The 14,935-nt window shown below is 28.8% G+C and carries 9 protein-coding genes and 1 tRNA gene; 2 read left to right on the forward strand and 8 right to left on the reverse strand.

What is annotated here, in order from left to right:
• Positions 1-84: 84 nt before the first annotated feature.
• Complete coding sequence (locus OWM07_RS04425; protein ID WP_423302461.1) at positions 85-1,056, reverse strand: lysophospholipid acyltransferase family protein; 972 nt, start codon at positions 1,054-1,056, stop codon at positions 85-87.
• A 118-nt stretch (positions 1,057-1,174) separates the two neighbouring features.
• On the opposite strand from OWM07_RS04425, the gene OWM07_RS04430 reads away from it, so the two are divergent.
• Positions 1,175-1,744 carry a hypothetical protein gene (locus tag OWM07_RS04430; RefSeq protein WP_423302462.1) on the forward strand — a complete coding sequence of 190 codons (570 nt, stop codon included), beginning with the start codon at positions 1,175-1,177 and terminating at the stop codon, positions 1,742-1,744.
• A gap of 50 nt (positions 1,745-1,794) precedes the next feature.
• Positions 1,795-2,865: an ArsR family transcriptional regulator gene (locus OWM07_RS04435; protein WP_423302463.1), complete on the forward strand. Its 1,071-nt coding sequence runs from the start codon at positions 1,795-1,797 to the stop codon at positions 2,863-2,865.
• 72 nt (positions 2,866-2,937) lie between these two features.
• On the opposite strand, the gene OWM07_RS04440 is transcribed toward OWM07_RS04435, so the two are convergent.
• The 7 genes from OWM07_RS04440 to OWM07_RS04470 form a co-directional block, all read right to left on the reverse strand.
• Positions 2,938-4,245 (reverse strand): ATP-binding protein, encoded by a 1,308-nt coding sequence (locus OWM07_RS04440; protein WP_423302464.1) that lies wholly within the window; start codon positions 4,243-4,245, stop codon positions 2,938-2,940.
• Between the two features lie 369 nt (positions 4,246-4,614).
• Positions 4,615-7,167, reverse strand: a complete 2,553-nt coding sequence (locus OWM07_RS04445) for an ATP-binding protein (RefSeq protein WP_423302465.1) — start codon at positions 7,165-7,167, stop codon at positions 4,615-4,617.
• Position 7,168: 1 nt separating this feature from the next.
• Positions 7,169-9,895, reverse strand: coding sequence for a DUF1156 domain-containing protein (locus OWM07_RS04450; RefSeq protein ID WP_423302466.1), 2,727 nt, complete (start codon positions 9,893-9,895; stop codon positions 7,169-7,171).
• A gap of 14 nt (positions 9,896-9,909) precedes the next feature.
• Positions 9,910-10,866 carry a Fic family protein gene (locus OWM07_RS04455; RefSeq protein WP_423302467.1) on the reverse strand — a complete coding sequence of 319 codons (957 nt, stop codon included), beginning with the start codon at positions 10,864-10,866 and terminating at the stop codon, positions 9,910-9,912.
• Between the two features lie 105 nt (positions 10,867-10,971).
• Complete coding sequence (locus OWM07_RS04460) at positions 10,972-14,331, reverse strand: helicase-related protein (RefSeq protein ID WP_423302468.1); 3,360 nt, start codon at positions 14,329-14,331, stop codon at positions 10,972-10,974.
• A gap of 103 nt (positions 14,332-14,434) precedes the next feature.
• Entirely contained in the window at positions 14,435-14,578 is a 144-nt protein-coding gene (locus OWM07_RS04465) for an integrase arm-type DNA-binding domain-containing protein (RefSeq protein WP_423302469.1), read from the reverse strand.
• Positions 14,579-14,850: 272 nt separating this feature from the next.
• Positions 14,851-14,926 (reverse strand) — tRNA-Asn (locus OWM07_RS04470).
• Positions 14,927-14,935 lie beyond the last annotated feature (9 nt).

Genomic DNA, 14,935 nt, shown 5'->3' on the forward strand with positions numbered 1-14,935 from the left:
TTTGTTAGCACTCTCAACTTTTGAGTGCTAATGTTAATATAAAATTGAGCCAATTTATGTCAAGTTATTTTTTTAAAAATTTATTTATTTTAGAATAAACTTATCAAGATCTCTGCCCGTTTTTTCCCCAGAAGGTTTATACTCTTCATCAAGCAAATCTGCAAGCTTTTGCATAACAAAATCAATCCCCTCTTTAAATAATGCATAATATTTATTTGCGCTTTCTGTAAATGGTATAAACTTATCTAAATTTTGAAACTTATCCATTTTATGTAGATAAATAGGCTCACCTATTCTATAGACAACAGTTTTATTTTTTTCTACCCAAGGAATATTGCGAGTATGTGCTTTATCACTGCCATTGCAACCAACAGGAACTATTGGACTCTTCAGTGCCACAGAAAATTGTGCAGCACCAACCTTACCTTCAAGTAATCTTTTCGATCTAGTCCCTTCAGGGAAAATCAAAAGATTTAATTGTTTATTATGTACTGCGTCATAACATAATTCGAAAGCTCGTTTCATCAATTTTTCAAAATAACTGTTAACCCTTTCTCGATAATTCTCATATTTATTTATAAAATTTTTTAAGTTTTCATCATCAAACAATGCATCATTAGATAGTTTACCATCAACATAATCTTTTAATATTGGATAGTATTTAGCAATTAATTTTTTATCATTCTTAAACTCTTGCCTCAAATCTTTAACAATCAAGTACCCTTTAGATGGCATGGGAAGACAACCACCCCAGTTGAAAATCATAGTAAGAAACTTACTTTCATAATACTTAAGTTTCACCCAAGGTGCAGTATAGGGGCATTTTATTTTACCCCTCAACAAATGTAGTTGATACTGAAATGGGAAATAATTAAATCTATCCGTGTGATTCATCACAAAAACAACAGGCTCATCAGGTATATTTTCTAACCCTTCCAACACTATATTTAATTTCCTAAGTTTATAAATAGGTTTTAAAAACAGCTCGCCGATTAATTTATGTGCTTTTGGATTGGGCTGTAAATTAACCCTATCCATCAAACTTAAATAATCCATAAACACCTCATTAATATAATTTTTCTATTCATATTTATATCAGTTTTTTAAATAATTGTATTGAAAATTTTATTTTATGGTCGATAAATTATATATAGATAATTTGGGGAGGATGTAAATGACAAAAAAAACTAATTTAGATGAGCTTTTTTACGAACTTATAGAATCTGCTGAAAAAAGTATATCCAAGACATTATCAGAGTATTCAAAAATATATATTCTAAATCTTTTAAAAAAACTTACATACAGCAATGAACTATTAAATAATGAAATTTTAAAAGAAAAAGCAATTGCTGAAATTTTTATGGAAGCTTTTCATCAGAATATTTTTGAGAAAATCAGGCTATTAAAGCTTGCTGGAGATTTTTCACTTTTATTATCAGGTTTATATCCTGACTCGATAAAAAATAAACTTGTATCAATCGATTATTACATAAAAATGGGGAAAAGCTCTTATAAAGAACTTGCAAACACTTATGGCCAATATCGCTCAAAATTAGAACTAATGCAGCTTTATTTAGAGCTCAAAAGAGAATTCTACAAGTTAGTGGAAATTTTAACCGAAATAGCTGATAATATTAATTTTATAAACAAAGATGATCTACTTTACATCAAACAAAACTGGGAAAAAACAAACATCAAAAAATACAAAGAAATCCTCGATAAAAACAAAATCATCCCTATATAAAATAAATTCTTCGATGTTGCATATTATAACTTTTTGATTATACTTTTTTTATGCTTCATAAAGATAACAATTTAAAATGGGTAATTACAAAATCAAAAAGCAAGTCGTTCCCTTATAAACTTTTTATTACAAAAGGGAGCAACACAATTCTATCACTACTCTTACAAGATAAATGGCCAGGAGAAAAAGGGCATATATTTTGTCTAAAAAATGAAGAACCATTTTCTGTAAATAATAATGAAATCATCGAAGAAGTTGAAATTAATAATTTTAAAAAATTTGGCTCAAAAATAAGCATTACTCTAAAAAGAAACACTAAAAAAAGATGCGAATTTCTTTTCTTAGAGAAAAAATATAAAAATAAAGAAGGCACATACACTCAAATCTTTTTTAGGACACAAAGAGGGATAACAGAAAGAAAACTAAAAAACGTTTATATCCCTAAAGTAAATAAAAAAGATATTACAATAACAATATCATCAAACGAAAAGTATCCATATAATTTTCCTAGTTTTAGTGTAAAATTTGGATATCTACCATTAGGCGATTATGCTTTAGAAGATAGTTTAGGAAATTTGGTTGCAATTGTTGAAAGGAAAACTTTGAATAATTTTTGCAAAGAATTATCAAATTTTGATTTATTTATTATGAAATTACTAGAACTACAATCCTTACCTCATGCTGCTCTCGTTGTTGAAGCAAATTATAGCGACTTTTTTAACCCTAGAAAAGTGGGAAATAAGATTTCTATAAGCTTGATTGCCAAACTAATTCCCCAACTTTTTGCTAAAGTAAATAAACTCCCAATAGTTTTTGCCGGCAACAGAAAAATGGCTGAATATTGGGTAACCCAATATTTTATTGCCATATCAGCACTGAAAAACGAATTTAAACATAACATCGTTCAAGAAATACCCATTGAATATTATACTAATAACGACGACATCATCTCTCAAATTTTAAGTGAATTAAAGCAAGCACCTCAATCAGTAAGCGACCTTTCAATAAAACTTGATATTGACAAAGAGATTATAAGAAAGCATTTATACTCTTTAGCAAAAAGAGGTTTAATTCAAAGCACTGGCCGCGGCAAAAATGCAAAATGGCAAATCAAAATGTAACCAGGTACATTAAATTTAATATATACTGAAACTTTTATATTCATTTGATTTAAAATATTATAAGCTGAAATGTTAAACATCTTCTAAACTAAACCCTTTATATTCAATATCATAACCTTTTAAAAATTTCAGAATATCTTTTGATTTTTCTTTTAATTTCTGTAAATTTATTTTGTTTTTATTTAGTTTTACTTCTGCTATTAAAGCTCTTTTTCCCATTTCATTTACTGCAACAATATCAATTTCATTTTCACCCTTTTTATCCCAATATGAGCCAATCATTGAATACTGATTCGTTAATGCAAGCTTTTCTTTAAAGTATTTTTCTAGCTTTTTTCCTAAAAATTGATCAAGATATTTTATTGTATATTTTTTTAGATAATGAAAGTTTTTTATTTCAACTGCTGATAAGTTTTTATAAACGAAAGTAAACCAAAAACTTAAAAAATTATCAATTATTTCATATTTTACATTTCTAGTATTAGGTTTTGAAAAAACAGGCTGAACCCTCTTTATTATTCGATAATCTTTTTCTAGTTTTTCCAAAAAACCACCAACACTTTTTTCTAAAACACTTTCAATTTCACTGCGAGATGTTTTAGACCCAGCAATCAAAGATAATATGGAAAAATAGGTATGATAATCTTTCCCAAATTCCCCTATCAATACTTCTCTGCCTTCATCCAAGAAAAATGAGCCATCACAAAAAACCATATCTATCATCCTGTCTAAACTCAATGCCATTTCATTACATAAAATTTCAATATATTTTGCCATGCCACCTGTAATAGCATAAAACGATACAAAATCTTTGGCATTAAGCATTGAATAATCAGTATAAATCTCCTTTAAGGTATTCACATCAAAAGGTTCTAACACAATCTTTCTATCAGCTCTGCCAAACAAAGGTTCTTTTGAATCTTCAAATATTTTTGACATTAAAGAATAAATCGAGCCACTCAATACTAAATTAACTTTGCTTTTAAGCTTATATTCATCCCAAATATTTTGCATATCTGAATATACGGAAGGGTTTATCGTTTGAAATTCCTGAAATTCATCAATAGCAATATTAATTTGTTCTGATTCACCAATATTCATCAAATATTCAAAAATCTCTTTAAATTTAGTTATTTGACCTATGATTTTTTTACCAAGCACATTTTCAATTATTGCTTTATATTCCTCACACAATAACTTTTCATTTTTTTTAGCTACAAAAAAATAGAGTAGTTTTTTACCTTTAAAAGCTTCTTTAATAAGCCTTGTTTTACCTACTCTTCTTCTTCCTACAATAAAAGTCATAAATGAGCTTTCATAAGAGTTCTGTTCAGCTTTTTTCAATAATTCAAGTTCTTTTTCCCTATTATAGAATTTCATTTTACCCTCTTAACGCAACCGTCATTACTGTAATATATATTACAGTATCAAGATTGACAAGTTAAACAATAGATAAAGTTCTAATATTACAAAATAATGTTTAAAAAATTTAAATTTAGTAAATATTAAGAAGATACGACAGTTATACTTTATCTTTATATACTAAAATCACATTAACACAAATAATTTATAATGTAACTAATTGAATTTAGCTTTTTATCCTTCTGTAATAAGAAATACTCTTCAGCCAGTTTACTTTTTAAGATTATCAAATATGATCCCAATGTTTTTTCTTTAGTTTCTAACTACCATTCATCTTTAAAATACTAAGCTACCTTATACTCATCAACTTTATGTATCATATATTCTTTAACTGGAATTATTATCGAATTCGATATTTAACTGTAATAAAGTTTCAATAATAACATTTTCAAATTCGTTTTTACTTATATTTCCATTTGTAGCTTTTATAGTTAGCTCAATATCATTAAATTTGCTATTAACGAACATTAACATCTTCATAATTTCTGAAAATTTCCCAGCAGGTATCTTAAATTTTAAATCTACACAAGTAACATCATCAATTGTTTTCTCAGTATCAAAAATATCTTCTTTTCTTTCATTATCGTTTTCAAAAGTAGCATCTATAGTAGTTTGAGTTTTGTTGTCAGTAGAACTTTGATCACTTAACTTTTCTCTCTTATGCTGCTCACATAACTCCTTTCTTATGATATATAAATCAAAATCAATATTTTCAAATTCATTCTTAAAATATTTACATTCAACATCTTTCCCAAACACAACCCCGACACCAAATATGCCTTCTCTCACACCTTTCTTTGTAGCTTTTACCAAAACATCTTTTGATATAAATCTTATTTCCCCTGGAACTTTTAAACTGGATGAATACACATCTTCAAGTTTGACATAATCATTATTCTTCAAGTAGATTTTTTCTAATACTATTGGAGATATTTCATTTATTAAAACTGACCTATCTTCTAAAGTTTCAAAAACTTCCTCATCAACTTTTTTCTCATTACCAAAAATTGAACTTCCTAAATCTATCATCTGAAATCCATCTTTTTTTATGGTATAAACATACCTATAAGCATTTCGAATCATCATATAAAAATTTCTTTCACTTTCTTGAATTTTTCTTTTTAATTCATCTTTTTGTTCAGAGGACAAGTTTAAAGTTGTATCTTCAACAGTCATTTTATAGGCTAAATGTTTTCTTGCGTGAGAATAAAGCATATTTAACTCATTTTCTGATGGAACTAAAAAGAATATTGTATTTTTATAAATACGGGGAGTTGACCCTTTTTTGTCTATTAAAAATTTCATAAGATTTTCATCGGCTGTTTTTAATATTACAAGTTTATAAGATTGATCATCAATTATATCTGTTGATTCTGTAGTCCATAGATAAGTCTTTAATTTATTAGATATCAATTTCGTGAATTTTTCTTTAATTAAATTTTCAATATGATGTTCATTAATATTTTCTATCTTAGTATTTATCACTTGATTTAAATTTGGTTGGTTTGAGAAAAAGTAAAAGCCATCTTTTTCTTGCATATAAAACAACGTATTTTTCAACTCTTCTAAAACTTCAACAATTTCACTTACAGGATTATCTAAAGTGATTGCAACTCTTTTCAATTCATCTCTTCTTACCCCTTTTTTATCACCACCTGAAAAAGAGTACATAAATACAGTGTTTGCAACTCTTGTTCCAAGCATTAAACCAGAATAACTGCTCGCTAATTTTTTATCGACTTTTTTAGCTCCACTATTTTTATTTACAATGTCAGTAGCAATAACACCTTCGTAGTGAGCACCTATATGTTTTATAAGTTCTCTTCTTATTTCACTGGAAGCTAAATTGAAATCTGCAAGCGATAAATAAGGAACGTTTCTTTGTTTATTGCTATTTATCACTAAAGCAAGAAGTCTTAATACACCTCTTGTCCGTTGAAAGCTTGGAAAACTTCCCCATCTTGTATATAAAACATCTATGACTTCAGGCAAAAATGGATAAGAAGTTAAAAAACTTTTTTTATATTCAGATTTTTCAATACCCTCTGGAATTAAATTATTATCATAAAAGAAATCTACCACTTGATCTACTACGTTCTTTAATTTGCTTTCATCTATTTTTGAAAATAATCTTCTTCTAATTATGTGAGTAACTTCATCATCTTGCACTGGTGAATAAATTGATTCTACTCTACCAATATATTTTTGTAGTTGCTGCAATAGTTTTTCGGATACTTCATCATAATGCTCTAGATGACTTGATGGTAAAGTTATCACTAATGCAATGTTATTTAAAGATTTAATCTCTTCTGTTAATTCCTGCATAAAAGCGATTGTTTGCGAAGCAAGATTAGAATCACCCACTTTTATTGTTGTAGCCTTTGTGATGTATTCTAAAAGTTCATCCATTAATATTAAAGCAGGTTTAGAATTATTTAATACTTCTGAAAGTTTTGCTCTTCCAGGTGCTGCATCACCTTTTAATATTTCAACTTTGCCAGTCAGCTGTCTTTCTATAATTTCCCAAATCTTTTCTTCAGCAGAAAGAAATGTCCCTACAATTACAGAAGTTTTAATATTCCACTCTTTTGCCTTGTGATAAAGAGCAATTAATGAGTGAGTTTTACCTCCCCCAAAGGGCGTATGCAATTGGATTACAGGATTTCCACCTTTACCATGTATTCTATTCTCAATATTTTCTATTAGTTGTTTAAGGCCATAAGTTAAATATGTTTTTTTGAAAAACTCATCACTGTCCTGATATTCCAACGGAGCTTTACCGGTATAAACATTCCATAGATCAGCTGCAAAAACATCCATTTGCAAATTCTCTTCTAAAATATCTCTATGAGGGACTGCTATAGTATGAAAAGCATTCATTTTAATCTCCTCCCAAATCTTTCAACAAGTCATCTACACTTATATATCTTAATTTGCTCGATTCAGCTGAAGACACCTGTTTAACAATTCTTTCTTTTCCGGTTAAAAATCCATCTATAAGCTTTTTCTCTTTACTATCAAGAGGCAGACACTCTGATATAGCTTGGGCTACTCTAAAAAATACATCCGACTTCCCATATCCTGTTTCCGATAGGAGTTTAATTAACTCTTCTGTTTTGCTTTTTTCCCAAAGCTTTAAAGTAAGATGTAAAACATCTATCAAATCTTTAGGTTTTATTTCATCAATTTTTCTTTTATCTGCAGATAAAAGTCTAACAAATTCTTTTTCTTTTTTTATAAATCCCTTATTCCATTCCTCTTCAAGATTTATCCCTATTGTTTGAGCCAATTTTCTTGCTTCATCAAAATGCACTCTTGCTTCTTGCCAGTTAAACCGCCATAATATATAAAACTTTGTTAAATCGCTTATTTGATTTGCAAAACCATTATGAAGTATTTCTTTAATAGCATAATCAATCACGATTTCCCGCACATCATCCAGCAGCTTATCTGCTCTAACAACATTACCTTTATAATCAATAACACTTTTGTATCTTCCAAATACTTCTATTGCAGAGCCGATAGCTGATATAAAAAAGTCTGCTCCGCTAATTCCTTCTTTCCACAAAAGGTCAAGTTTTTGATTAAGATACTGTTTTAGTTCTTCTTTTACATCGTTGTAAAATCCTACTTCTTCTTTTTCTATTTTTCTGGCTACTATGTAAATAGATGAAGCTAAAGAAGCTGTCCCATGTGCTTTAACTTTATTCATCATTTCTGTATCTAATGGATAAGCCGCAGTTATTACTAATCCTGAATCTAACAAAGAATTTACTAATGTTTCCCAACCTTCTGTTGATTTATGAGCATAAACTATAACAGTTATTCCATCTGGTTTTAAAACTCTATATATTTCTTGAAATGATTTTTTCAGCATATCTTCAAAAAATTGTTTTGCTTTCTTTACATTTCCTTGTCTTGAAGGGTTTGCAACTATTTCTTGTGATTTTGGAACTAAAGGTGTTATAAATAAATCTGGATATAAATCTCCTATGCTTCTTTTAAGCCAAACATAAAAGAAATCAGATAATTCAGCATAATTTATATTGTCATAATAAGGTGGGTCTGTAAAAACTGCATCAAAATAGTTATCCGAATAAGGTAAATTTGTTGCTGAGGAATGAGTAATTTCAACTTTATTTTTATTAACAGGAATTTTAGTAAAATGTTCTAAATATCTTTTTATCCAATTTAATGCAGAATAAAAATCAGCATTCCCACCAAAAGAATTAGTTTCTGCATAATCCCATGTCATTTGAATAGCTTGTTTTCCTAAAGCTGGGTTAACAAGTTCTCGTGTATTATGCCAATAACCAAAAGTAGATGAATATACTGCTATTTTATCAATTGCTAACCCCAAATAACTTACAACAGCTTTAGCATATTCTTCATCATAACCTTCATTAATCATTTCTTTATAAGCATTTCTTACTTTTTCAGTAAAAGTTATTAAAGCTAATTTTTGGCGGGAGTTAAAAAGTTGTCCCCAAGTAGTAAATCCATATCCTCTCCCTGCTACTGTTGTAGGGTCATTTTGATTCATTGGCTCATCTGGAACCGGGTCTATTCCCCATTCTTCTATTAGTTTTTTTCTTTTCTCTTCAAGATACTTTTCAGCCTTTTTAAAAATTTCAAAATCCTTTTGGGTTGCTATTCTGTATCTTTTTCCCTGTTCTCCTTCTTTGTGTAAAACAACAGCTATTAATCTCTCTTTAGCTTTTCCTTCTCTAAAAAGCTCTCTTGTTTTATTTGCTTCTACCACTCCACCACAAACAGAACAGGTTGCTATGGCTCTTGATACTGTTCCTTTTGATGGGTCAAAATTGTCAGGCATTGGCTCATATCCATCGCCAACAATTTTAAACTTAACCTCTTTTCCTTCCACATAAGGGTAAAGAGAAACCTTTTTATTACTTTTATTTGCAAGCCAAAATTGACGCATTAATGGAATTTCAGCTCCGCAAGTTGGATTTTGACAGGGAATTGTTCTCGCCCATATATAACCAACAGGTATAAAACCATCTTCATCATTTGGATATAACTTTCCAATCTCTTTTTTAGCTTCTTCTAAAACATAATTTCCCCATTTCTCAACATCATAAATCAACGCTGGCTCTTCATCATAAAGTCCCAGGTTGTTTTTTACTTTAACTTTTTTATCTTTATATTTTTGAGGAAATTCAAGGGTGCATTTTTGAATTAATACAGCAACAGGATTGTAGTCATTGCTGTAAACTTCACAACCAAGCCTTAAAGCCTCAAGCGGTATTGCACCACCTCCACCAAAAGGGTCTAAAACTTTTGGTGGTATCTCATTGTTTGCTGCTAAAATATATTCTCTGGCCTTTTCAATAATTTCTTTGTTCAATGAGTTTTCCCATTTTGATAAATCTGATATAAAATTTTTCTTATTTTCGTATTCTTTTTTATCATTTGGAGCAGGAATCAGTGAAGCAAAATTTGTTGCTCTACTTGTTGCTAAAGGGCGCCTTGCCCACCAAATATGTAGGGTTGAAATATGGCCATGTCTAATATTTTTCTCCTTTGCACCTTGCTCGCTTACCTCTTTAATTGGAAATGAATATTCTATAAATCTCTTATCTTTCATTTTGTCATCCTCTACTATAACAATTTATCAATAATTTCTTTAGTAGATTGCCATTTATTATCTCTTTTTATTGCTATTATTTTCCCCCTTTTTATAAGCTGCCTAGAGCTTGATGAACTATAGCCAATCTGAGATAATAGATCTGATACCAATTCTAATTTTTTACCCTGACTTTCTAATAACCCTATAATTATTCTATCCAGATTATCTTTTAAACTTTCTAAAATTAGGCTTTTTAAAATTTTAGATTTTATATTTATAAGTTTGTTTAATATGTCATTTTTTTCTGGCGGTTTATTCTTATAATTTTCAAAAATATTAGATATTTGTGCATCTATTTCTTCAAGCCCTTCATAATATAGCTGCTTATTTTCATCATCCCCTTTTATAATTATTAGTGGATACCCTTTACTTATTAAAATATAATTTAATATTATTCTACCTGTTCTTCCATTACCATCAATAAAAGGATGAATTTCCTCAAAAAAAGCATGTAATAAGGATAGGTGGTCAAAATTAAAATTCCTTTCAACTTCAAAAGCAAAATTTACAAATATCCTAATCCAATTTTCTATATAATTTTCTGGAGGATTAAACTTTGCTCCAGTAATTTTAACTTTCCCTTTTCTAAACTCCCCACTGTTACCAAGACTTTTATTTATCTGTCTTATTAATGGGATACCAAATAAAAATTCTTTCTGATTATAATTTTCATAAGCAAGCTCATAAACAAACGAAGCTGTCCTGAAATAGTTAAAAGCTTCTTCTTCATCTCTTGTCATAGGTTGGTTTTTTGATAAAACATTTTTTAGTTCTTTTTCAGAAATAAAGTAGCCTTCTACTAATATTGAATTTCTTGTTTCCTCTTCTAATAAATAAAGCCATTCTTTATTTATTACTTTGGGCTCTGGGAGACCACCCAAATCTTCTAAAATCTCTTTTCTTTTCAGTATCAACTTTTCATCAACCACTTGTCACACTCAACATCCCCTTGTTTTAATAACTCATTATAACACAATAAGTTACAATTGTCACGCTATCACATAAATACTTAAAAAGTGACACTTATTTACGTATTAAATCTTTTTTATTTCGCTTAATGGTATTATATATCTAACAACTTCTACTTTTTTCTCAGCTTGTACATTTTCTACTGGATTTTGTATAATTATTAACTCTGGATTTGTAACCGCATTTAATACAACATATAAATAATACTTATCTTTAAATCTTTGTGCTTTAAACCATTCGTTTTGAGTAAGTACTATTTTACCTTCCCTTGCCCTTGCTTTTACCTCTATATATCGATCAATAAAATATTCATCACCTTTTTTAACTTTTGATCGTATATCAAACCCCAAATTTTCGGATGAAACATCTTCAGGTATTCTTCCATTTCCTTTTTCATATTCGATTGCTATATCCATACCTATTTTTTCTATATAATCATCTCTAACCATTTCATCATTTGTTTCTAATAATAAATTTTTAGGAATTACTTTTACTGCACCGATAAAGTTATAAGTTCCTATTTGTAAGCATCTTTCGTGTAAGATATTTTCAGATAATTTTTTTAAAGCTTCTTCGTATTTTCTTTTTCTTTCTTCTTTGTTTCGAATTGCTAAATCAACATTTTCATGTTTTTCTGATTTTCGTATATATAATTCGGCTAAATCATTATCCAGTTTTTTTATTAGTGTCAGAAGTGATTTTACACCATATTTTTCTTTTATAGCAGTTTGACGATCTCTTTCTTTTTGTAGATCATTTTTATATTTTTCTACTATTTCTAAAAGTATTGGAGAAACCTTTGATTTTATATTTTCTATATCTATTGAACAATTTAAATGATTTTTGCTAAAAGCAAGATCCCAGATTATTGAAGGGTTAACTTCTTTTATATTGTTTAAACTTGAATCAATAAAAAAAGTAAACAGTCTTTTCCCTACAATATTGTTTTTACCATCTATAACTTCTGCATCATAAAATAATAATGTACCATCAAGTTTGCCATCTGGATCAATAAAAACGGCTCCCTTCTTCAATGAATCCGTATAAGTTTTTTCAACCCATTTTAAAACAGCTTCAAATAATGGATGTCCAAATGAAATAAATTCTGAATCAGGATTTTTAAAAGCTGTTTCTTTATCAAAAGTTACTTTTCGATAAGATGAAAGTACTTGTCCATACTTTTTAATAAAATATTCATCTCTTGAAATTTGCTTTAAATCATAAGGGACTGATTCAATATTTATAAACCCATCTCTTCTTTTTGAATATTTACCACCTGCTTTTTCAAAAGCTTTCAAAAAATAGTTTTCAGTATACTCTGGGATGAGTTTATATTCTAAAGCTTTATCTCTAAGCTCTCTAATTCTTGTATAATCTATAAACCTTGTTGCCAATGTATCTCCCAGGTTATCTTTTACCCTCTTTATATATTCCTCATCTATTTTGATATCTATTTCTTTTAATATTTCTTCCTGGCTACGTGCATTTACTGCAGCATCAACTAGCAATTGAGATAATTTTCTATCTTCAAACACCTCAGAAATAACATCAAACACTTTATCGCTTCCTAAAGCATTTCGTATTTCCTCAAGCTTTTCAAATAATTTCTTTAAAACAACTCCCTCTCTGGTATCTTTATTAACCATATTAAAAATAAACACCTCTCTATTTTGGCCATATCTATGAATTCTACCCATTCTTTGTTCTAAGCGATTTGGATTCCATGGTATGTCATAATTAATCATTAAATTACAAAACTGGAGGTTGATACCTTCGCCAGCTGCTTCAGTAGCAATTAAAACCTGTTTATCGTTTTTAAAGATTTTTTCCATAGTGATTCTTTCTTCGAGTTTCATACCTCCATGAATTGTGCACACAGAATATCCCCACTTTTGAATTTTCTTCTGCAAGTATTCGAGGGTATCTTTGGATTCTGTGAATATAATAATTTTGTTACCAGGAAATTTCTCATTTAATTTATTCATAGTAGATTTTAATTCTCTTAACTTAATTTCATCTTCATTCTCAATAATATTTTTTGCGATCAATAATAATTCGTCAATAATTGCAATTTCATTTCTTAATTCCTGTTTATTTTCAGCTGTACTTAATGTGAGTAAAAGCTCTTCTTTTTTCCATTTTTCTTCTTCTGTAACATCATCAATTTCATCTAAATCAAGTAATAAAGAACTTTTTATTTCCCTCTTTTTATTATTTTCTACTTCATTATAAAGTTCTTCTAAACGCTTTTTTCTTCTTTCAAGTGATCTATATAAGGCATAAACACTTGACGCAAATCGCCGTTGAAGGACAACTAATGCAAAGGTAATGTACCTTTTTTGATGATCTTTTGACATTGCTTTCTTATATTGATTATAAACATATTCAGATAATTTACTATAAAGATTCATTTCATTTGGAGATTCTTTTTTTATACTATAAGCTATTGTTTTTACATTTCTAGGTAAAAATAATGGTTTTCCTTCAAAATCTTTTAAGTCTTCTTTTAATCTTCTTATAAAAAGAGGATTTTCTTTATTCGTTATAGATTGTTTTAAAAGGTCTGAGGTCGCAAAAAACCCTGGTTCTAATAAATCTAGAAATAATCTAAAATTTTCTACGTCACCTTTATGAGGTGTTGCAGTTAAAAAAAGCATATGCTCGGAAATACTTGATAAAGTTTCACCAAGGCGATATCTTTTACTTTTAGTTGTTTTGTTTCCATATTGATATGCACTCATTTTATGTGCTTCATCCACTATAATTAAATCAAAATGAGTAAACTCTAATGACTTTCTGATATCATCTTGCTTTGCAAAATCAATTGAAGTTATTATTTGCTTTTCAGTATCCCAAACATTTTCGCCATATTTTGAGTCCATAAATGTTCTATCTACAACTGTAAACTTTTCCTCAAATCTTTCTTTTAATTCTCTTCTCCATTGATCTTTTAGGTGTCCAGGAGTAACAATTAAAATTCTATCAACCAAACCTCTAATTTTTAATTCTTTTATAATTAAACCACCCATGATGGTTTTACCTGCACCAGGATCATCTGCTATTAAAAACCTTATACGAGGAAGTTTTAAAACATACCCATAAACAGCTTCGATTTGGTGAGGTAAAGGATCTACTTTTGAGGTATTTACTGCAAGTAAAGGATCATAAAGTGCAGTATATCTATATCTAATATTTTCAAGTGCTAAAAATACATCTTCACTGTTTGAACTAAAATCAAGTAAAACAGATTCAACATCTGCATTTTGTAATTCATTTATAGCAAGAGTTCTTTCAAATAATTCATTTGAATAGATAAATCTGCCTAATATTTTACAATAAGAATCATTAATCTTTTCAAAAAGTTTTACTTCTACTGGTTCCTTCCATCCCGGAGCTTTAATAATAGAGCCAACTTTAATATCCATCTGTCACCATAATTCAGTATTCATACAATATTAAAACATATAACAAACATCAATTCAATAAAAACTGCTTAAATTTTTATAAAATCAAAATTAAATTGTATACTTACCATCGATTTTTGTACCTATAACGCCAAAATTTTTTCCCATTTCTCCTTACTTCTATAAAAAGTCTTTCAGCTACATTTTCTCTGTAATTTTTTTTCTTTGGCTTAAGTGATCTTATCTTTGCATCAGTTATTCTTTTCATACTTCATTCCTCCTTCAATCTTTACAAATTAATAAAAAGAACGGTCAATATGAAATTAAGGTATTTTGATGAAAATTTAAAAAAAGAAATTTCATAGTAAGATTAATGATGTTTTTGTTAGATGAGTAACTTAAAATGTTACTCATCTCGTTACTCATTTTGGAAGAGGAAATAAACGTATTTTGCTGGACTTTATTGAACAAAAAGATATTGATAAGATGCTGGTGGAAATAACATATTTGGATTTCTATGGATAAGTTTGGAAATTTAAATGGCTCCCCGGGACGGACTCGAACCGCCAACCTAGTGGTTAACAGCCACCCGCTCTGCCGATTGAGCTACCGGGGAGCATCAAAG

The organism is Deferribacter thermophilus, from assembly GCF_049472675.1.
Taxonomy (GTDB): domain Bacteria; phylum Chrysiogenota; class Deferribacteres; order Deferribacterales; family Deferribacteraceae; genus Deferribacter; species Deferribacter thermophilus.